The organism is Clostridium sp. LIBA-8841, assembly GCF_057782475.1.
The window spans coordinates 3663957-3686655 of record NZ_CM173488.1 but is presented as its reverse complement, the minus strand read 5'-3'; the positions used below and the strand labels follow the sequence as shown (position 1 = coordinate 3686655).

At 29.7% G+C, this 22699-nt stretch carries 17 protein-coding genes, 1 riboswitch and 1 other annotated feature; of the genes, 14 read left to right on the top strand and 3 right to left on the bottom strand.

The annotated features are described in order from the left end of the window. The first annotated feature begins 9 nt into the window (after positions 1-9). From AC2A4K_RS16470 to AC2A4K_RS16445, 6 genes are all read left to right on the top strand, one after another. Entirely contained in the window at positions 10-528 is a 519-nt protein-coding gene (locus AC2A4K_RS16470; protein ID WP_322504780.1) for a spore maturation protein, read from the top strand. A gap of 438 nt (positions 529-966) precedes the next feature. Next, entirely contained in the window at positions 967-3564 is a 2598-nt protein-coding gene (gene adhE / locus AC2A4K_RS16465; RefSeq protein ID WP_322504779.1) for a bifunctional acetaldehyde-CoA/alcohol dehydrogenase, read from the top strand. Positions 3565-3720: 156 nt separating this feature from the next. After that, positions 3721-4965 carry an aminopeptidase P family protein gene (locus tag AC2A4K_RS16460; protein ID WP_322504778.1) on the top strand — a complete coding sequence of 415 codons (1245 nt, stop codon included), beginning with the start codon at positions 3721-3723 and terminating at the stop codon, positions 4963-4965. A 108-nt stretch (positions 4966-5073) separates the two neighbouring features. Further along, positions 5074-5412, top strand: coding sequence for a phasin family protein (locus AC2A4K_RS16455; protein ID WP_322504777.1), 339 nt, complete (start codon positions 5074-5076; stop codon positions 5410-5412). 182 nt (positions 5413-5594) lie between these two features. Further along, positions 5595-7208 (top strand): ABC1 kinase family protein, encoded by a 1614-nt coding sequence (locus AC2A4K_RS16450; protein WP_322504776.1) that lies wholly within the window; start codon positions 5595-5597, stop codon positions 7206-7208. Positions 7209-7301: 93 nt separating this feature from the next. Then, positions 7302-7476, top strand: a riboswitch (Lysine riboswitch). 164 nt (positions 7477-7640) lie between these two features. Continuing rightward, positions 7641-9356, top strand: coding sequence for a Na+/H+ antiporter NhaC family protein (locus tag AC2A4K_RS16445; RefSeq protein ID WP_322504775.1), 1716 nt, complete (start codon positions 7641-7643; stop codon positions 9354-9356). Positions 9357-9409: 53 nt separating this feature from the next. Here the strand turns inward: AC2A4K_RS16445 and AC2A4K_RS16440 are convergent, their stop codons facing one another. Both AC2A4K_RS16440 and AC2A4K_RS16435 read right to left on the bottom strand, forming a co-directional pair. Next, a complete protein-coding gene (locus AC2A4K_RS16440; RefSeq protein WP_322504774.1) occupies positions 9410-9919 on the bottom strand; it encodes an FUSC family protein in 510 nt (169 codons plus the stop codon). Between the two features lie 21 nt (positions 9920-9940). Then, complete coding sequence (locus AC2A4K_RS16435) at positions 9941-10522, bottom strand: FUSC family protein (RefSeq protein ID WP_322504773.1); 582 nt, start codon at positions 10520-10522, stop codon at positions 9941-9943. A gap of 157 nt (positions 10523-10679) precedes the next feature. Beyond that, positions 10680-10935: a binding site (T-box leader), on the top strand. A 77-nt stretch (positions 10936-11012) separates the two neighbouring features. Here AC2A4K_RS16435 and metG (AC2A4K_RS16430) point away from each other — a divergent pair. Further along, positions 11013-12950, top strand: a complete 1938-nt coding sequence (metG, locus tag AC2A4K_RS16430; protein ID WP_322504772.1) for a methionine--tRNA ligase — start codon at positions 11013-11015, stop codon at positions 12948-12950. A 100-nt stretch (positions 12951-13050) separates the two neighbouring features. Continuing rightward, positions 13051-14595, top strand: a complete 1545-nt coding sequence (gene metG / locus AC2A4K_RS16425; RefSeq protein WP_322504771.1) for a methionine--tRNA ligase — start codon at positions 13051-13053, stop codon at positions 14593-14595. Between the two features lie 260 nt (positions 14596-14855). Here metG (AC2A4K_RS16425) and AC2A4K_RS16420 read toward each other — a convergent pair whose 3' ends face one another. Then, on the bottom strand, positions 14856-15536 hold the full coding sequence (locus AC2A4K_RS16420; RefSeq protein WP_322504770.1) for a Crp/Fnr family transcriptional regulator: 681 nt from the start codon (positions 15534-15536) through the stop codon (positions 14856-14858). A 101-nt stretch (positions 15537-15637) separates the two neighbouring features. Here AC2A4K_RS16420 and AC2A4K_RS16415 point away from each other — a divergent pair, with 101 nt between their 5' ends. The 6 genes from AC2A4K_RS16415 to AC2A4K_RS16390 all read left to right on the top strand — a co-directional run bounded on the left by AC2A4K_RS16415 (position 15638) and on the right by AC2A4K_RS16390 (position 22578). Continuing rightward, positions 15638-17137: a DUF445 family protein gene (locus AC2A4K_RS16415; protein ID WP_322504769.1), complete on the top strand. Its 1500-nt coding sequence runs from the start codon at positions 15638-15640 to the stop codon at positions 17135-17137. Between the two features lie 18 nt (positions 17138-17155). Continuing rightward, positions 17156-17929, top strand: a complete 774-nt coding sequence (locus AC2A4K_RS16410; protein ID WP_322504768.1) for a TatD family hydrolase — start codon at positions 17156-17158, stop codon at positions 17927-17929. A gap of 237 nt (positions 17930-18166) precedes the next feature. Then, complete coding sequence (locus tag AC2A4K_RS16405) at positions 18167-19189, top strand: resuscitation-promoting factor (protein WP_322504767.1); 1023 nt, start codon at positions 18167-18169, stop codon at positions 19187-19189. 232 nt (positions 19190-19421) lie between these two features. Next, positions 19422-19970, top strand: coding sequence for a ribonuclease M5 (gene rnmV / locus AC2A4K_RS16400; RefSeq protein WP_322504766.1), 549 nt, complete (start codon positions 19422-19424; stop codon positions 19968-19970). A gap of 11 nt (positions 19971-19981) precedes the next feature. Continuing rightward, on the top strand, positions 19982-20839 hold the full coding sequence (gene rsmA / locus AC2A4K_RS16395; RefSeq protein WP_322504765.1) for a 16S rRNA (adenine(1518)-N(6)/adenine(1519)-N(6))-dimethyltransferase RsmA: 858 nt from the start codon (positions 19982-19984) through the stop codon (positions 20837-20839). 98 nt (positions 20840-20937) lie between these two features. Then, positions 20938-22578 (top strand): hypothetical protein, encoded by a 1641-nt coding sequence (locus tag AC2A4K_RS16390; protein WP_322504764.1) that lies wholly within the window; start codon positions 20938-20940, stop codon positions 22576-22578. The last annotated feature ends 121 nt before the right edge of the window (positions 22579-22699 follow it).

Here is a 22699-nt window from a genome sequence, read left to right as displayed (position 1 = left end):
GGGATAGTTTTGTTTACGAGTAACATAATTCCAATAATATTTCTTTTAATAATAGTATATGGAATGTTTAAAGGAAGAAAAGTTTATGAGTGGTTTTTAGAAGGTGCGAAAGAAGGATTAATGGTTTGTTTTAAGATTTTTCCGGCTTTATTAGCTATGATGATCGCTATAAGAATATTTAAGGATGCTAATTTACTTAATTTATTAAATAATCTTATGGAGCCGATTGTTTCGTTAATCGGATTACCTAAAGAAGTTGTTCCTTTAGTGTTAATTAAACCCTTATCAGGAAGTGGAGCTTTAGGAGTATATACCGAATTAATAAATACATTGGGACCAGATACAAGAGCTGGATTAATTTCCTCTGTAATAATGGGAGGAACTGAAACTATATTCTATACTATAACAGTTTATTTTGGAGCTGTTGGAATAAAAAAAATAAGACATACTTATTGGGCCGCTTTAATGGCTGATATAACAGCTATAATAATGGCTGTATTAATTGTAAGTATGTTTTTTGGATTTTAGTTGAATAAAATAATTAAAATTTAGCAACATAATATTAGAATATAAAAAAACAAAAGATAATTTAATTTAAATATGAAAATACTACAGAAATAATCCAAAATATTACAGAAATCGTTTAACTAAAATTTAAATGTTTAAAGTTGATAAAAAAATCACAAAATAGTTAAAAAAATAACGAATTTTTGTCGATAAAATGTAAGAAATGTAAAAAAAAGTCTGGATTTTAGATTTGAAAGGTGATATTATAATCTCGTAAGGTTGGAAAAAAACTTTACAAGGAAGTATGAAAAGCTTACAAATGAAAAAAAATACAAAATTGAATGAAAAAATATCACTAAATGGAATATTATTAAAGTTAAAAACTTAACTAAAACGCTTTTAATTAATTTTTACATATATTATGAAAAACAGAAACTAATCTATAATGAGGTGGGTATCATGAAAGTAACAAATGTAGATGAATTAATGCTTAGATTAGAGAAAGTAAGAGCAGCTCAAAAAGAGTTCGCAAAATTCTCTCAAGAGCAAGTAGACGAAATCTTTAGACAAGCAGCTGTAGCAGCTAACAATGAAAGAATAAGATTAGCTAAAATGGCAGTTGAAGAATCAGGAATGGGAATCGTTGAAGATAAGGTTATAAAAAACCATTTCGCAGCAGAATACATATATAACAAATATAAAGATGATAAAACTTGTGGAGTTATATCAAAAGATGAATCATTTGGTATCACTAAAGTGGCTGAGCCAATAGGGGTTGTAGCGGCAATCGTTCCTACTACAAACCCAACATCAACAGCAATATTCAAATCTTTAATATCATTAAAGACTAGAAACGCTGTATTTTTCTCACCACATCCAAGATCTAAAAATTCAACAATAGCAGCAGCTAAGGTTGTTTTAGACGCAGCAGTTAAAGCTGGAGCTCCAAAAGACATAATCGGATGGATAGATGAACCATCAGTTGAGATGTCACAAATATTAATGTCAGAAGCTGACATCATATTAGCTACTGGTGGTCCAGGAATGGTTAAGGCAGCTTACTCATCAGGAAAACCAGCTATCGGAGTTGGAGCAGGTAATACACCAGCAATCATCGATGAAACAGCTCACTTAAAAATGGCTGTAAACTCAATCTTATTATCAAAAACTTTCGATAACGGAGTTATCTGTGCATCAGAGCAAACAGTATTAGTTGTTGATAAAGTTTATGATGAAGTAAGAAAAGAGTTCGCTGATAGAGGAGCTTATTTCTTAAAAGATAAAGAAATAGATAAAGTAAGAAAAACAATTTTAATAAATGGTAACTTAAATGCTAATATAGTTGGTCAATCAGCATGGAAAATAGCTGACATGGCTGGTGTTAAAGTTCCAAAAGATACTAAAGTTTTAATAGGTGAAGTTGAATCAGTTGAATTAGAAGAGGCATTCTCACATGAAAAATTATCACCAGTATTAGGAATGTACAGAGTTGCTAACTTTGAAGAAGCTTTAGTTAAAGCTGAAAGATTAGTTGAACTTGGTGGATTTGGTCATACTTCAGTTTTATACACTGATCAAATGAAATCAAAAGATAGAATTGAAAAATTCGGTGCAACTATGAAAACTGGTAGAACAATAATCAACATGCCATCAACTCAAGGAGCCATCGGAGATATATATAACTTTAAGCTAGCACCATCATTAACTTTAGGTTGCGGATCATGGGGTGGAAACTCAGTTTCAGAAAACGTTGGTCCTAAACACTTATTAAACATTAAGAGTGTAGCTGAAAGGAGAGAAAATATGCTTTGGTTCAGAGTTCCAGAAAAAGTTTACTTTAAATATGGTGCTTTAGGAGTTGCTCTTAAAGACTTAAAAGATTTAAAGAAAAAGAAAGCATTTATCGTAACAGACAACGTACTAGCTAGCCTAGGATATGTTGATAAAATAACAAATGTTTTAGAAGAAATAGGTATAGATTTCAGAGTATTCTCAGAAGTTACTCCAGACCCAACTTTAGCTTGTGCTAGAAAAGGTGCTGAAGCAATGAAGAGCTACCAACCAGATGTAATCATATCTCTTGGTGGAGGATCACCAATGGATGCTGCTAAGATCATGTGGGTATTATATGAGCATCCAGAAGTTGCTTTCGAAGATTTAGCAATGAGATTCATGGATATTAGAAAGAGAGTTTACCCATTCCCAACTATGGGTGAAAAAGCTACTATGGTAGCTATCCCAACATCAGCTGGTACTGGTTCAGAAGTAACTCCATTCGCAGTTATAACTGACGAGGAAGCAGGAGTAAAATATCCATTAGCTGACTACGAATTAACTCCAGATATGGCTATAATAGATGCTGAGCTTATGATGAACATGCCAAAAGGCTTAACAGCTGCATCAGGTATCGACGCATTAACTCATGCTTTAGAAGCTTACGTTTCAGTTTTAGCATCAGAATACACTAACGGATTAGCTTTAGAAGCTATAAGATTAATATTCAAATACTTACCTCAAGCATACAATGAGGGAACTACAAACATAAAAGCAAGAGAAAAAATGGCTCATGCTTCAACAATGGCTGGTATGGCATTCGCTAACGCATTCTTAGGAGTATGTCACTCAATGGCACACAAATTAGGATCAGAACACCATATAGCTCACGGAGTTGCTAACGGAATCTTAATAGACCAAGTAATAAGATTCAACGCTGTTGACAACCCAAGAAAACAAGCTGCATTCCCACAATACAAATATCCAAATGCTAAATGGAGATATGCAGTAATAGCTGACTACTTAGGATTAGGTGGAAAGAACGAAGAAGAAAAAGTTAATAACTTAATCAAAGCTATAGATGAACTTAAGAAGAAAGTTGGAATCCCTGCAACAATAGCTGATTGCGGAGTTTCAAAAGAAGCATTCTACGCTACATTAGAAAAAATGAGCGAAGATGCATTCGACGATCAATGTACAGGTGCTAACCCAAGATACCCATTAATCAGTGAAATTAAGCAAATGTACATCAATGCTTTCGAAGGTAAAAAAGATAGAGTTTAATAGCTTTGAAGTAAGATAATAATAAGTACTCACTAGTTGATCTAGTGAGTATTTTTTTATTTGTTTAAGTAAAAAATAAGAAACTGTATAATTTATTGTAAGATTTTAAATCTTATATATGATAAAATTTAATAAATAGGAATTGGAGGGATTAAAATGAAAAACTTAGTCTTTACTAGAAATAGAGAGAATTTATTGAAAAAACTAGATGACAATTCAATATTAGTTTTATTTGCAGGAGAAGCAAAAAGAAAAACAGCAGATGAATATTTCCCATTTACTCCTAACAGAAACTTTTACTACTTAACAGGAGTAGATGAAGAGAAGCATATATTAATGATTAAAAAAATAGACGGAATATTTGAAGAGATTCTTTATATATTAAAGCCTAATTTAGAGCAAGAGAGATGGACTGGAAAGACTATAAGAGACTATGAGGCTAAGGAAATCTCAGGTATAGAAAATGTAAAATTCTTAGAAGATTTTGAAAATGATTTAAATATGATTTTTACTAATGGAATTGCAGAAACTTTTTATTTAGATTTAGAAAGAGCTTCATTTGATGAAGAAATAAGTAAAAGTCAAAGATTTGCAAAGAATATTAGAGAAAAATATCCTCAAGTAATAATAAAGGATGCTTATAGTGATATAGCTGCTTTAAGACAAATTAAATGTAAAGAGGAAGTAGAAGAAATAAAAAAAGCTGCAGATATAACAGCAAAAGGTGTAGAACTTTTAATGAAAGAATGTAAACCCGGAATGAAAGAATATGAGGTAGAAGCATATTTTGATTTCTATTTAAAACAACATGGAGTTAAGGACTATGCTTTTAAAACAATAGCAGCTGCTGGAGTAAATGCGGCTACTTTACACTATGTAGATAATAATAGTGAGATAAAAGATGGAGATTTAATTCTATTTGATTTAGGTGCTCAAGTAAATTATTATAATGGAGATATTTCTAGAACATTCCCTGCTAATGGTAAGTTTACAAAGAGACAAAAAGAAGTTTATGAAGAAGTTTTAAAAGTGAACGAAGAAATAATAAATTCTATTAGACCTGGAATAGGATTTTTTGAAATAAACAATAAGGCAAATGATCTTTTAGCAGAGGCTTGTGTTAGATTAGGTCTTATAGAAGATAAAAAAGATTATAGAAAATATTATTTCCATTCAATAGGTCATAGTTTAGGACTTGACACACATGATGTTGGTAAGAGAAATATAATACTTGAAGAAGGTATGGTTTATACTGTAGAGCCAGGTCTATACATAGAAGAAGAAGGTATAGGCATAAGAATAGAAGATGATGTTCTGGTAACTAAAGATGGCTGTGAAGTTCTAACAAAAGATTGTATTAAATCTGTAGAAGATATAGAAAATTTTATGAGTAATAGATAATTTAGAATTAATATTACTTTAAGAATAATAAGCTTTAATTTTGAAGAAATTAAGAGTAGAATTAAATAAAACTTTTATAGAGAAAACTATGGTTTAGGAGATGATTTCATGATTAATGAGTTAAAAAAAGTTATGTTAGCTGGAGTTGGAACAGCTGCTACTGCTTATGAAAAAGCAGATTGTTTTATAGCAGATATGGTTTCAAAAGGAAAGATGACTGTTGAAGATGGAAAAGTTTTATCTGAAGAGTTAAAAAGAAATTTCCAAGAAAAAACTACAGAAGCGACTAACGAAATAACATGTAAATTAGAAAAAATGAAGCCTTTCACAAAAGATAACTTTAAAGCTATGTTTGATGAAGCTAATAAAGGTACTTTAGAAGAAATAAATAAATTGAGAGAAAGAGTAGCCGTGCTAGAAGCTAAAATGAAAGATGAAGAAATTTAGGCTATAAAATAAAAGAATAAAACTCTATAAAGTATTTAGAGGATTAGGAGTAAAGACGTTTATAGCTATAGCAAAATAGCTTAAATGAAAATACTGAATTCTCTTAATATACTTTATAGAGTTTTTTAATATTATTAATAAATAAAGATAATTTTAATGTTTTAGATATGGGAGGTGAGTTCATGAGTAAACGACAGGGTGTACAAAGGCTAAGAGAAATTGTGAGAGTTTTTACTTACTATGGTTTTGACTTTTTAGTTTCTAAAAAATTGCCTAATAGCAAAAAGGTTGAGCCTAGACCGCAAGCCTTTAGAGAAGCGCTTGAGGAGTTAGGCGCAACTTTTGTTAAGATTGGACAAATATTAAGTACAAGACCAGATTTGCTTCCTAAGGCTTACATTGAGGAATTAGAAAAGCTTCAAGACAATAATGAAATAACAGATTTCAGTAAGGTTAAAGAAATGTTTTACGAGTCCTTTGGGACTGATATAAATACATATTTTTCAGAATTTAGTGAAACTCCATTAGCTTCAGCTTCAATTGCTCAGGTTCATAAAGCTAAGTTAATAAATGGGAAAGATGTAGTTGTTAAAGTTCAACACTATAAAATTGATGAAAAAATGAAGTTAGATTTAAGCATACTAAGAAGATTAAGTAGATTTACATCTTCTCATGTATCAAATACATTAATTAATCCTTTTGAGGCTTTTAAGGAGATTGAATATGATACATTAAATGAACTTAATTTTGTGAAAGAGGCTAAGAATACAGAAAAGTTTCATGAATTAAATAAGAACGTAGCTTGCGTAGGAGTTCCAATAGTCATAGATAGACTTACTTCAAAGAAAATTTTGACTATGGAATACATAGAAGGATATAAAATAACTGATTTTGATGTTTTAAAGAGTGAGGGATATCAATGTAAAGATATTGCTAATAAGCTTGCAAATTCTTTTTTCAAGCAGGTTTTTGAAGATGGATTTTTCCATGGAGATCCTCATCCAGGAAATCTACTTATTAAAGACGAAAAGATATATTTTATAGATTTTGGATTAGTCGGAGAATTGGATACAAATCTAAAAAATTGGCTTAATAAAGCTATGACAGCTGTGGCTTTAGAAGATATTGATACTTTAGTTGATTTTGTAAATGCTATAGGAATAAAAAAAGGACCAGTTGAATATTCAATTTTATATGAAGATTTAAATAATATGGTTTTAAAATATATAAATGCTTCTTTGAAAAGTATAAAAATATCAGATTTATTCAAAGAAGTATTCGAAATATCTAGAAGAAATAATATCCAGTTTCCGAAAGAAATGACCACTCTTGTGAGATCAACTGTCATATTAGAAGGAGTTGTTAGTAATATTGATCCTGATTTAGAAATTATGGAGTGTATTTTTCCTTATGTAAAGGAAAAAAATAAAAAAGAAATATTAGAAAGTTTAAATAAAGATAAAATCATCATAGGAGCTTATAAATTAGCCACAAAAAGTTTAGAGGTTCCAACTAAATTTTCAGAACTTGTAGATAGTTTAACTAAAGGAAGAGCTAAATTACAAATCGAAATGAAAGGCTTAGATAAGCCTCTTACAGATTTAAATAGAATGGTGAATAGAATAGCATTCGCTCTTATTGTAGGATGCATGATAATAGGCTCATCATTAATAGTTAATGCTAAAACAGGACCAACTTTTCAGGGTGTCCCTATTTTAGGGTTAATAGGATTTGTAGTAGCAGGAATATTAGGTTTATGGTTATTGATTTCTATAATAAAATCGGGATTTTTTTAACAAATAGTTAATAAACTTCTTAAATGCTTGAAAAAAATATATTTATATTGTATAAATGTATACAATATAATAATTATAAAAGTGAATAATTTTAAAAGAGGTAGAGGCGCGAGAAATCAAGAGTACTAATATGGAGTTAAGCAGCGTAGAAGTATTAGAAAAGGGATTATCGCCGAAGTTTTTAGCTAAAGCTTTAATGCTAAATGCTGGGGTTATATAAAATATATATAACACTGTCACAAAAAAATTGTGAAGCGCTATCATCTTAGGGTAATACATTTAGTAATGGTTAATTTGTTTATAAAATAAATTTCGTAATTATTAAGACCTTAGGTTGATTAAGCCTAAGGTTTTTTATATTTAGGGATAAATAGCAATTAAAAAGAATGCCTCTTTAAATTAATTCATTAAGTATTTAAGGGGGATTTAAAAATGAGAAACAGAACAAGATTTCAAGTGTTTTTAGCAGTTTTTGTTATGACAATGCTATGTTCAACTTTAGTTTTCGCTACAGAAGATGTTGCAGCTGTAAATTCAACAAAATTTGGATTATGGACAGTATTGCCACCTTTAGTTTCAATTGTTCTAGCTTTCATAACTAAGAATGTTATAGTTTCTTTATTTATAGGAACAATGACGGGATGTATAATGCTTCAATTGAATGGATTTAATATACTTACAGCTCTGACACAAGGATTTATTGATTTTACTTATAGAGCTTTAAATTCTTTAGCAGATCCTTGGAATGCAGGTATAATTCTTCAGGTTTTAGTCATTGGTGGAGTAATTCATTTAGTAGCTAAAATGGGTGGAGCAAAGGCCATAGCTGAGGCTTTAGCAAGAAAAGCTAAGACTGTTAAAAGTGCACAGCTTACAACTTGGCTTTTAGGATTAGCGGTTTTCTTTGATGACTATGCTAACTCATTAATAGTAGGACCAATAATGAGACCAGTTACTGATAAGTTAGGAGTTTCAAGAGAAAAATTAGCTTTCATTATAGATGCTACAGCTGCTCCAATTGCAGGGTTAGCTATAATATCAACTTGGATAGGGTTAGAGGTTGGATTAATCGGTGATGCTTTAAAAAGTGTTGGAATACAAGCAGATGGTTTTGGAGTATTCTTAGAAACAATACCATATAGATTTTATAATATATTAATTTTAGCTTTTGTTGTAATATCAGCAATAACTCTAAGAGAGTTTGGACCAATGCTTAAGGCTGAGAGAAGAGCTAGAAGAGGAGAAGTTTTATCAACAACAGAAACTTCATCAGATAGTGAAGATTTAGAACCTATAAAAGGAATCAAGTTAAGCATTTGGAATGCTATAATACCGATTGGTGTTTTAATAGGTTCATCTTTAGTAGGATTTTATTATAGTGGATGGGTCACTGTAATGGGTGGAGAAGATTTAGCAATAATAGAACTTATGAATAACGCACCTTTAAGTTTTGCTGGAATACAAGCAGCATTCTCAAATGCTGATGCTTCGGTAGTCTTATTCCAATCAGCATTGTTAGCAACTATAGTTGCACTTGCATTAGGTGTGTGCAGAAAGATATTTACTATTTCAGAAGGTATAGGAATATGGGTTGAAGGAATGAAGGGACTTCTAATAACAGGAGTAATTCTTATATTAGCTTGGTCATTAAGCTCTGTAATTAAGGAGTTAGGAACAGCATCTTATTTAGTTGGAGTTTTATCAGATACGATACCAGCATTCTTATTACCTGCTATAATATTTATTTTAGGTTCAGTAATAGCCTTTGCAACAGGTACAGCTTATGGAACCATGGGAATACTAATGCCATTAGCAATTCCACTAGCTTTTGCTATAAATCCAGAATGGCAGTTTGTAATAGTTAGTACATCAGCTGTATTAACAGGAGCAATTTTTGGAGATCATTGTTCACCTATATCGGATACAACAATCCTTTCTTCAACAGGAGCGGGTTGTGACCATATAGAACACGTTAGAACACAAATATGGTATTCAATCTTTGTTGGAATAATAACTGTAGTATTTGGATATATACCAGCTGGTCTAGGATTAAGCTTCTGGATAGTCTTACCTATAGCTTTAACAGCTTTATTCGTATTAACAATGATATTTGGTAAGAAGGTAGAACAAACTACTAGTAATAATTAAATATAAAAAAAGAGAAGGCTATAACCTTCTCTTTTTTATATTGCAGCATATTTTTAATTGGTATCCTCTTCTGTTGTCTTTGAATAAGGATATACAAGTCTATTAACTAATATACCAATTATAACTCCAATAAATGTATCTAGAATTCTATTAAAAGCATAATTATATGAGCCAACTCCCTTTAAGCTGGTCATTATAGCAAATACAACGATACAAGCACTATTTACTGCACCTTTACAATTAAATAAGATACATAGATAGATAGCTATAGTAGTACCTATTGCTGTTAAAAGTGCATAAATAATAAAATGTTGTAAGTCTAATAGATTAAATATTGCTGTGAGAGTTAGTCCCACAACAGCACCTATAGAAGTTCCAAGCATTCTGTTTTTTCCCATTTTATAAGAGTTCTCAACAGTATCTTGCATACACATCATAGCTGCTATACAAGCAAAGAAGGCACTAGAACGTCCTAGTAGCTCAAATACTATGATGCATAGAAATACCGAGAGAGATGTTTTAAGATTTCTGGCCCCTATAGTTTGCAGGTTAAAGTTAAACAAATATTTCACCCCTAAATCATATTAACTTTTTTTCTTGTTTTCTAACTTTCTGACATCATCCTTTATTTCTGTCTCAAGTCTATTAATTTTTTCTTCTATGTTTTCTATATCCTTTTTTACCTTATTTTCATACTTATATATATACTTATTTATTAATAGAGCTATTATTATACCTATAAAGGTATCTATAATTCTATCAAAAGCATAAGCATATGGTGCTTTCCCATGTAGGTTTGTCATGATAGCTATTAATACTATACATCCTATAGAAACAGATCCTTTTTTGTTAAATATATTAAGTAAGTAAATAGTTAGCACTACTCCAGCACCAGTTATTAATCCTGGAAATTTTATTAGATTAAATGTTAGTGCTAAAAAAGTGAATGATAAGCCTACTAAACCGCCAGTAATTGTACCAATCATTCTGTCTTTTCCCATTTTATATGAATTTTCAACAGTATCTTTCATACAAATTACTGCGGCTATACAAGCATAGAAAGGGTATTGTCTATGTATTAGTTCAAAAAAGCCTACACATAGAGTTACAGCTAGAGCTGTTTTTAAATTTCTCGCACCTATTTTAGGTAAGGTTAAACCTTTCATTTTAACAAGACCTCCTGATAAATTTAAATACTATTATAGATAGTATATAATATTTTTATATTATTACAAATAATGATAATTGAAGAATATTAGAGAAATTAAAGATAAAAACGATTGACATTGATATAAAACTAATCATATAATTTAAATTAAGTAAGAAAATGCAATGAAGAGAAGAGTAATAAAGAAGAATGTATGAAAGAGAGCTGGGGTAGGTGAAAGCCAGATGCAGGAGACTTTATGAAGATGGACTTGGAGCAGACTTTTTGAGAATTTTAATTTTAGAAGAGTACGGTGGCAACCGTTATATTGCAAAGTGATAAAATAAGTTTTTACTTAGGAGTTACTTAGTGAGATATTTATGGTGACATAAATATAAAATAGAGTGGTATCGCGTAATTAACGCCTCTATGGGATTTCCCATAGGGGTTTTTTATATTTTTGAAATATTGGAAACAATAATAATTAAGAATACAAGGAGGAAGAAATAATGTGTAAAAAACCATATTACATTACAACACCTATTTATTACCCATCAACAAATCTTCATATAGGTAATACTTATACAACTGTAGCAGCTGATGCTATAGCAAGATTTAAAAGACTTACAGGTCATGAAGTAATATTCTTAACAGGAACAGATGAGCATGGTCAAAAAATAGAAAGAATAGCTAACGAAAAGGGAATTACTCCAAAGGAGCATGTTGACGAAATCGTCGCTGGAATTAAAGATCTTTGGAAAATGATGAACATAAGCTACGATAAATTCATAAGAACAACTGATGATTATCATGTAAAAGCTGTTCAAGAGATCTTCAAAAAATTATATGATCAAGGAGATATATATAAAGATTCTTATGAAGGTCTTTACTGTACTCCATGTGAATCATTCTGGACAGAAACTCAATTAGTAAATGGAAACTGTCCTGATTGTGGAAGACCAGTTGAAAAAGCTAAGGAAGAGGCTTACTTCTTTAAAATGAGCAAATATGCTGATAGATTAATTCAATATATAGAAGAGCATCCAGATTTCATTCAACCAGAATCAAGAAAAAATGAAATGTTAAATAACTTCTTAAGACCAGGATTACAAGATCTTTGTGTTTCAAGAACAAGCTTTACTTGGGGAATACCTGTAAGCTTTGATGAGAAACATGTTATCTATGTTTGGATAGATGCATTATCAAACTACATTACTGCTTTAGGATATGGTCAAGAAAATCAAGAGTTATACAATAAGTTCTGGCCTGCAGATGTTCATTTAATAGGAAAAGACATTTTAAGATTCCATACAATTTACTGGCCAATAATGCTAATGGCTCTAGGATTAGAATTACCTAAGCAAGTATTTGGTCATGGATGGTTACTTGTTGATGGAGGAAAAATGTCAAAATCAAAAGGTAACGTTGTTGACCCAGTAGTTTTAGTTAACATGTTTGGAGCAGATGCTGTAAGATATTACTTATTAAGAGAAATACCATTTGGTTCAGACGGATTATTCAATAATGAAATATTCATAAAGAAAGTAAATACAGACTTAGCTAATGATTTAGGTAACTTATTATCAAGAACAATAGCTATGGTTGAAAAATACTTTGATGGAGTTATTCAAGTACCAACATGTAAGGAAGCTATTGATGATGAGTTAATAAACTTAGCTTTAGCTACTCCAGGAAAAGTTGAAGCTAGCATAGATGCATTAAAAATACCAGAAGCTTTAGAAAGCATATGGACTTTAATAAGCAGAGCTAATAAATATATAGATGAAACAACTCCTTGGATACTTGCTAAGGATAAAGAAAAGAAAGAAAGATTAGGAACAGTTTTATATAACTTATTAGAAACTTTAAGATTTGTTTCAGTTATGATTTCACCATTCTTAACAGAAACAAGTGCTAAGATTAATACTCAATTAAACACTAAAGTTACAACTTGGGAAAGTTTAAAAGCGTTTAATGGAACAGTTCCAGGAGATAAAGTTGTTAAAGGTGATGTTATATTCCCAAGAATAGATGTAGAGGAAAAATTAGCAGAGCTTGAAGCTTTAAAACCAGCTCCAGTTAAACCAGCTAACGAAGAGTTAGTTAAAAACCCAATAAAAGAAGAAATAACAATAGATGACTTTGACAAACTTGATTTAAGAGTAGTTAAAGTTTTAGAGTGTGAACCAGTTAAAAAGGCTAAGAAGTTATTAAAACTTAAAGTTGATTTAGGTGGAGAAGAAAGACAGGTTATTTCAGGAATAGCACAATACTATAAGCCAGAAGAATTAGTTGGAAAATATGTAGTATTAGTTGCTAACTTAAAACCAGTTAAATTAAGAGGTGAGTTATCACAAGGTATGATACTTGCAGCAGCACCTGCTGACGATTCAGAACTTGTATTAGTTAACCCAGGTGAAATGTTAACTGGAAGCCAAGTAAGATAGTAAAAATTTTAAAACTCTTATATTCATACTATATTGTGGAATATAAGAGTTTTTTTATAGCATATGCTATGGATAGAATTATTTTAAGGGGGCTAGTAAATTGAGAGTAATTATAGGTAACGCATGGCCTTATGCCAATGGATCTCTTCATATAGGAAGAGTTTCTTCTTGGTTAGCTGGAGATGTTTTAGCAAGGTATCATAGGGCTAAAGGTGATGAAGTTGTTTTTGTTTCAGGATCTGACTGTCATGGATCACCTATTTTAAATAGGGCAAAAGAGCTTAATGAGTCTCCAGAGGATCTTATAAATAAGTATCATAGAGAATTTATTAGATGTTTTAATAAATTAGGATTTTCTTTTGATATATTTACAAGAACGGATACTGAGTATCATGAGGAGCATGTTAAAAAGATTATAAAGAATCTTTATGATAAAGGATTTATATATGAGAAGGAGACAGAGGAATTTTATTGTCCAAAGTGCTGTGATACTCTAGATGAATTTGCTGTTAAAGATGGATCATGTAAGGAATGTAAAACAGAGGTTGAAGTGAGAAAGTCCAATAATCTTTTCTTTAAATTATCATATTTTCAAAACCATATTCAGAAAATATTAAATAAGGAAGAGAGTTGGAGAGAAAATGCTATTAAAATAACCAGTAGATATTTAGAGGGTGGACTTAGAGATAAAATATTAACAAGAGAAATTGATTGGGGAATAGAGGTGCCTATAGAGGGCTTCGAAGATAAAAGAGTTTATGTTTGGATAGATGCTTTACTAGCCTATGTCACTGCTTCTAAGAAATTTATAGAAGATAGGGGCGAGAAGATAGAGGATTATTGGAATAATGAAGAAAGTAGAATATATTTAGTTCATGGTAAAGAAAATATACCTTTCCATACTACAATGTTTCCTGCTATGTTAGCTGGCATTGGATTAGAAAAAAGCAATATTAGAATAGTGTCTTCACAATACTTAACTTTAGAAGGAAAGACATTTTCTACTAATAGAAACTGGGCTGTATGGGTTCCTTATATTATAGAGAGGTATAATATAGATTCTATAAGATATTACTTAATAAGTAGAGGAGCAGAAGAAAAGAATTCTGATTTTACTTGGAGAGATTTTATAAATGCAAATAATAATGAACTGCTAGGAGAATTAGGTAATTTCGTAAATAGAGTTTTGGTTTTTATAAGAAAAAATTTTAATGGAAATGTTAATGGTGATAAGCTTCCTCTTCAATGGAAGAATTTAATAAGAAGAACTTATGCTTCTGTAGGAAATAAATTTGAAAATGGAGAGTTTAAATCTGGAATAAAGGAAGTATTTGAGTTTATGAGACAAGGAAATGATTTCTTTGATAAAAATAAACCGTGGATTTTGCTTAATAAGGATAGAGAAAAATGCGAAGAGATAATATATATTTGTGCTCAAATTGTAATAGCATTAACTGATTTAATGAATCCTATAATTCCTTTTACTTGTGAAAAAATAAGAAGCTTTTTAAAACTAGATAATGCAAAATGGAATTTTGAAGAGAAAAATAATATAAAAGTTAATAGAGTTGAATTTTTATTTGATAGAATTGATAAAAGAGTTGCTATAGAAGAATTAAATAGATTAAAAAATAAAAAGATTTAAATAAAATAAGCCTTGCTTCTATCCGTTAGAAACAAGGCTTATCTTACATCTTAAGGTTTAAGGTTAGGAATTATTATATAGAAATTTTTTAATTGATTAAACTTAATAGCCCTTGATATTTGCGTAAGGGGGACAAACTATTCAAGGGCCATTTAAGGGGTAAAATTAAATTAGTGTTTTAGCTACGTTACAATTATTATATTAAGCCTCTTATGTGGCATTTATGTGTCAAAAAGTGTACAAAAATATTAACATTTTATTTAAAATAAGTTATCTTTTAAACCATTTAAATCTTTTATTATTATGATGTTTTTTGAGAACTCTATTAGCCCTGAATCTCTCATTTTCATAAGTTCTCTAGATAGTGAAGGGCGTTGAACACCTAGTTTGTCTGCCCAATCTTTTCTTGAGAAATTTAGTTTTATAGTAGTAGATTTTTCTTCATTATATTTTTCTAATAAATAGTGACAAATCATTTCTCTGATAGATTTCATTGTTACTTGTTTAAGTTTAGAACTAAGATTGAGTGCTTTGTTTGAAAGAATCCTAAGAAGTTCTTTTAAAAATGATTCGTTTGAGGAGCAGAGTTTATAAATATACTCTTTTTTTATGTGAAAAACTTCAGTATTATCCTTAGAGACAACAGACATTGGATAATAGTTTCTATCACCAAAAAGAAGGTTCTCTCCAAAAACATTTCCTTTATTTAATGTGGCAACAACTAGTAGATTCCCATTAGGATCTAATTTTTGAATTTCTATTTTTCCATTCATTATAACGCTTAAAAAGTTGCAATATTCTCCTTCAGAAAATAATAAATCGTCTTTTGAATAAGATTTTATTGAAACAAAACCTGAATTAAATAGTTCTTGGATATCATTATCACTAAAGTGAGAAAATAAGCTACAATCTTTTATGTTGTGTAGTTTTTTTAAGTTCATTTAATCGCCCACCTTTATAAAATAAGTAGTATTATATTAATATAAATATATAATATTTTACACTATTTAAATAAAAAATTAATCGATAGGAGTGAAAATAGGTGAAGATTTATTTTATAGGAGCTTTAATTGGAGCAATAATAGGATATATAACAAATTGGTTAGCTATAAAGATGTTATTTAGACCTAGAAAAGCAAAATATATTTTGGGTATGAAACTTCCTTTTACACCAGGATTAATACCTAAAGAGAAGAGCAGAATAGCTAATAAAGTTGGAGAAACTGTAGGTACTCATTTATTAAATTCTGATAGTTTAAATAAGGCTTTAAAAGACGAAAAAATAAAGTCAAAATTTAATGAGATAGTTAAAGAAAAGATTAATCAAATTATGGAAAGTCATGCTACTTTAGAGTATTCTTTAAAAAGTGTTTTAGGAGAAAGTTATTACTCCTTAAAGGAAGAAACCATAAAGAACATAAGTAAAACTATTTTAAGATCAGTACAGGAGGAATCTTTTAAAAATAAAATTAAATTATATATAGTTGACTCTATTAAAGAGCAATTAGAAAAGAAACCTGAAAAAATAATTGAGTTTATAAATAGTGAAAAATTTAGAGAACTTATATTAAATGCTTTAGCCGAGGAAAAAACAAGTAAGACAATTGAAAAGATTATTCTTAAAGAAATAAAGTCTTTAGAAAATGAGGATAGAACTATTGAAGAAGTTATTCCAGAAAAAATTAAACCGTGTATAGAAGAATATGTAAAATCTCAAAAGGATACTCTTGTAAATATAATTAAAAATCTTCTTAGAGATGAGGAGGTTTCAAATAAAATAAAGGGTGCTATAAATGAAAATATACCTTCTATAGTATCAATGTTTTTAAGTGGAGATATAATATACGGAAAACTAGTTTCATTAGTTGATGTTGCTTTAAGTGAAGAAGAAAATAAAGAATACATATGTGATGCTGCTTTAGCCTTTGTACATGAAAGTATGAAGAAAAAAGTTAGTGACATAGTAAATAATATTGGAGAAGAAAAGCTTGAAATTATATCAGAGTCTATAGGAGAGAAAGTTTCAAGAAAGTTAGTTAAGGAAGAAAATATAAATACTTTAATAGATAAATTAAATTGTAAAATTTCTTCATTTAATAGTTATGAAGAAATTATAAAAGTGTTATTTAATAATTATGAAAATATCTTAATTGATAATATAGATTTAATGATTTTAAAATTTGTTAATGATTCAAAATTATCTAAAGAAATAAATGAAATAATTGAAAAGGTATTTGATAAATTTTTACAAAATTCTTTAAATGATATATGTTATAATAGACAAAAACTAGAAGATAACATTATGGGTATTTTAGATAATTTATATAATGACTTTGTAGATAATAAATCAGCTAAAGTACTAGAAATTGTAGATATTTCTTCAATTGTAGAAGAGCAAATTAATGCTTTTGAAGTGGATTATGCAGAAGAGATTATAATAGGAATAGCCAATAAAGAGCTTAAAGCAATAACATGGCTTGGAGCTTTATTAGGTGGAATTTTAGGCATACTTTCACCACTTTTATCTACAATTTATATGTAAAATTCAAAGGAGAAAATTATGAAATATAAAATATTTGATACACATGCACATTATGATTCAGACAGTTTTGATGAAGATAGAGAGTCAGTTATAAAAGAACTAAAGGAAAATGGAGTTATTGGAATTTTAAATTGCGGATCTGATCTTTATGGATTAAGAAAATCAGTTGAACTTGCAAAGGATTTTGATATGTTTTACGCAGCAGTTGGAATACATCCAGAAAATGCTGACGAATTTAATGAAGAAGTTGTAAAAGAAATAAGAGAATATGTTAAATATGAAAAAGTTAAAGCTATAGGAGAAATAGGATTAGACTATTACTGGGATGAAAACCCACCTAAAGAAGTTCAAAAGGAAGTTTTTAGAGCACAAATGAAATTAGCTGATGAATTAAACTTACCAGTTATTATACATGATAGAGATGCTCATGGAGACACTTTAGAAATTATGAAAGAATTTCCTAATGTTATAGGTGTTGTGCACTGTTTTTCAGGTTCAGTTGAATTTGCTAAGGAGTGTATTAAACTAGGATATTATATAGGGTTTACGGGAGTTTTAACATTCAAAAATGCAAAAAAAATAGTGGATGTTTGTAGAGAAATACCAGCTGATAGAATACTAGTTGAAACAGATTGTCCTTTCATGGCTCCAGTTCCTTTTAGAGGAAAAAGAAATAAATCAGATTATATAGAATATATAATAGATAAGATGAGTGAAATAAGAGGAATTTCAGGAGAAGAGATGAATGAAATCTTATTAAACAATAAAAGAAACTTATTTAAAATTAAATAACGGATGATAGTACTAAAGAAAATAAATGTAATAATATGGAAAGTGCACTAATATAATATAGTGTACTTTTTCAAACATAAATTAACCATTATTTACCTAATCCCTGTATAAGCAGAGGTCAATTATTTATTATAATTTACAATTAAAAGTATAAAGTTATGGAGTCAGTAAATTTGACATACTTGAAAAGGTAATATATAATGTCGAAATGACTCTTGCCTAAAAGGGGGAAATTATATGAAAAAGATAATTAAGGCATTGAAGGAAAAGGTTGCCTCGAAGAATGGTAAGATTATATTAGGTATATTTAGCATAGTTTTAGTAAGTTTTATAGCAATAGTAGTTACAGCACACAAGAACATAACCATTGATTTAGATGGTGAAAAAATTGAGGTTGCCACATTTAAAGGAAATGTACAAGAAGTTTTAAATCAAAAGGAAATTTATTTATCTGATAAAGATAAAATAGAGCCAGATTTAACAAGTGAGATTTCTCATAATGATGTAATAAAAATCAAAAAGGCAGTTCCAGTGGAAGTGATGGTTGATGGAAAAAATATAAAGATAGATTCTGCAGAGGATTCAGTAGAGAAAATGCTGGTTGAAGAAGGTATTGATCTAAATGAGTTAGATAAAGTAGAGCCTTCATTAGAAACAGAACTATCAAAGGATATGAAAATACAGGTTACAAGAGTTGAAGAGAAGACCATAGTTGAAAAGGAACCAATAGAATTTGAAACTGTAGTTAAAGAAGATAATAGCTTAGAGAGTGGAGTTAATAAGACCACTCAAGATGGTTCTGCTGGAGAAAAAGAAATAACTATGAAATTAGTTATGGAAGATGGTAAAGAAGTATCTAGAGAAGTAGTAGAATCTAAAGTTGTTAAGGAACCAGTGGATGAAGTAGTGGTAAAAGGAACTATGGAAAAATTAGTTCTTTCAAGAGGAAATGATAATATAGATTATAAAAAAATGATGGTAGTGGAAGCTACTGCTTATGCTGGTGATGGAATAACAGCAACAGGCACAGTACCAAAAAGAGATCCTAATGGATTAAGTACAATAGCCGTTGACCCAAGAGTAATACCTTTAGGAACTAAGGTTTATATAGATGGGTATGGTTATGCAGTAGCAGAAGACACAGGTGGAGCTATAAAAAATAACATAATAGATTTATTCTTAAATTCTTCAGCTGAATGTAAACAGTGGGGAAGAAGAAATGTTAACCTTTATATAGTAGCTTATCCTGGTGAATGGTAATCTTAAAAGAGGGAATCTAAAAGAAATAATCTTTTAGATTCCCTCTTTTCTATCTAAAAATTAATAGATATATATAACATCATATTATTAATAATAATATTTGTAATAGTATGGAAAAAAACTATTAATACGAGAAGAAACTATACTTGAATTAAAGCGTATTTTATTGACAGTTAAATAAGATATAGGTAAATTAAATATAGTACATATAATAAGAAAGGGAGTTTTGACCTTGATTAAAGAAGTTATCGTAGTTGAAGGTAGAGATGATATAACAGCAGTAAAGAAAGCAGTAGATGCTGAAATGATAGCTGTGGGTGGATTTGGAATAAATGCAAAGGTTATAGAGAGAATAAAAGAAGCTCAAAAAAGAAAAGGTGTCATAGTACTTACTGATCCTGATTTTGCTGGTGAGAAAATAAGAGCAATAATTTCAAAAAGAGTTAAAGGCGTTAAGCATGCTTACATAGGTAGAGCGGAAGGAACTAGAGCTAAAGATGGAAATATAGGTGTGGAAAACGCTTCGCCAGAAGCTATAATAAGAGCTTTAGAAAGTGCAAAAATAACTTTAGAAGAAAAAAGAGAAGAATTTACAATACAAGATTTAATATATTTTGGATTGTCAGCTGATCCAAAGGCTAAGGTTAGAAGAGAATTAATTGGTAAAGAGTTAAGAATCGGCTATGGAAATGCAAACCAAGTTCTTTCTAGACTAAACAACTATGGCATAACAAAAGAGGAATTTGTTAAAGCTATAGAAAAGATAGAAAAGATGTTATAGGAGAATAGTGAATGGATATAAATGATATAAAAGATATAAAGACAAAAGAGCTTGTTCAGAAGTATAATTTTAGATTTTCAAAAAGTTTAGGACAAAACTTCTTAATTGATGATTCTGTTCCAAGAGATATAGTTGCAGGGGCAGATGTTTGTGAAGATGATTTAGTAATAGAAATTGGACCGGGAGTTGGAACACTTACTGCACAATTACTTAAAAAGGCAAAAAGAGTTGTTGCTATTGAGTTAGACAGTTCACTGATTCCAATATTAACAGCAGAACTTGGAGATAATCCAAAGTTCCAATTAATACATAAGGATGCATTAAAGGTTGATTTTAATGAAATTATAGGTGATGAAAAGAGTGTTAAGTTAGTTGCTAACTTACCTTATTATGTAACAACACCTATAATAGTAAATTTATTAAAAGGTGGATACAACTTTAAATCATTAACTATAATGATACAAAAAGAAGTTGCAGAAAGAATGAATGCAGAGCCAAATTGTAAGGATTATGGTGCTTTATCAATTTTAGTTCAATATTATTGCAATACTAAAATAGTTAGAAAGGTACCACCTTCATGTTTTATACCAAGACCAAAGGTTGACTCAATAGTAATAAGACTAGAGAGATTAGAAGAACCTAGTGTTAAGGTTAAAAATGAAAAACTATTCTTTGAAGTTGTTAGACATGCGTTTAATATGAGAAGAAAAACTTTATGGAATGCTACTAAGAATGTAAAACTTCCAAAAGAGTTAATGGAAAAGGCATATGAAGAAGCAGGAATAGATTCTAAGAGAAGAGGAGAAACTTTAAGTTTAGCTGAATTTGGAGCTCTTTCAGATGCAATAGACAAGTATATGAATAACTAGTAAGTATGAGAGAATAAGAATTTTTAAATTTTTATTCTCTTTTTTTTTATTTATTCATATACTGTAGAGAATAAAATTATATTGGAGGGACCAGAGAATTGGCACATAATAAATCATATAGAAGTTTTATAATATTACAAGAAGATGAAAAAGGACATTCTATGGCTTCAGACAAGCCTTTAACTGGATATGCCAAGATAGAAACTAAGAGTGATAAATGTAAGGTTTCTTTTTATGCTCAGAATTTAAAGAAAGAATACAAGGATTGTTACATGATGCTTATTTGTAACAAAAAAGATTTTAAAAAGAATATAAATCTTGGTCCAATGAACATAAGTCAACAGGGAAAGGCTGAAATGAGTTTAGAATATGATTCTATCAACATAGGGGGATTAAATATATCTTATGACAAAATAGTTGGTGCAGCTATTGGAAAAGATATTAATGGTAGAACAGTATTCTTTATGTGTGGATTTTTAAATAATCAAATGCCAAAGGATAATTGGAAGAATTACGAGATTAAAATGGTTGCAGGTAAAGAATGTGCCCATTATGACAAACATAAGAAGGAAGAAGAAACTAAAAAAGAATATCCTAGCATGAAAGAAGATAAGTATAAGAGTAAATCCTGTGAAGAAATGGAAAAAGAGAAAGAGATGCAAAAACAAAAAGAAATGAAAAAGCAGGAAGAAATGAAAAAGCAGGAAGAAATGAAAAAGCAGGAAGAAATGAAAAAGCAGGAAGAAATGAAAAAGCAGGAAGAAATGAAAAAGCAGGAAGAAATGAAAAAGCAAGAAGAAATGAAAAAGCAGGAAGAAATGAAAAAACAAGAAGAGATGAAAAAACAGAAAGAAATGGAAAAAGAAAAGAAGATGAAAAAACAAAAAGAAATGGAAAAAGAGAAATTGCTAGGATGGAGAGATAAAGAGAAGGAATGGGAAGAAAGAGAGAAAGAATGGCAAGAAAGAGAGAAAGAATGGGAAGAAAAAGAAAAAGAATGGCAAGAAAAAGAGAAGGAATGGAGAGATAAAGAGAAAAAGTGGAGAGATAAAGATAATGAATTTAGATGTAAAGAGAAAGAACACGAGGATAAAGAAAAGTGTGATTGTGATGGATTTATAAGTGAAGTAGATTTAGAGCATGAATGTGAATCTTATGAAGGTGAACCTTATGAAAGAGAGCGAAAATTCTCTGAAATGGAACAAAGATTCTTAAAATATGAAAATGAAATAGAAAATATTAAATTTAGAGAGTGTAAGAAAAAAGAAGATGATACCTATAAAGTTGATTTCAATAGTCCTATAGGAGAAGCATTAATGAGAGCCTTAGAAGGATGCAAAATGGTTCCAGGATTTGCAGAGGATATCAAGAGGTGTGCATGGTATAAAGTGGATGTGAATAGCTTTGATGATATGTGCGATATGTCAAACTATAATAAATATACCATGATGTATTATCCTATGATAAATTACTATCCTTATATAAGTAGGTCAGGGCACTTCTTCTTCGGAATAAAGTGTGATAAAGATGGCAAGATAAAATATATGCTATATGCTATTCCAGGAAGTAAGGATAGAGAGGATCAACCTTATGGAGGTAGAACTGGATTTGTTACATGGGATAAATATGATGATAAACGTTGGGGTAAATATGAGGACGAACATGAGGATAAAGAAAATGGCTATTGGATGATGTTCTATGATTTTGAAAGTTCATCTGTAGTAATTCCTATGAAATAATTTAGATTAGAAACTGTTTATGTAGAAATAAAAAGCTATATAAACAGTTTTTTATTTATGTAATATTATTCTTTTATTTAGTAATTTTTATATAAGGATTGAATATATTTTAAATATAGAC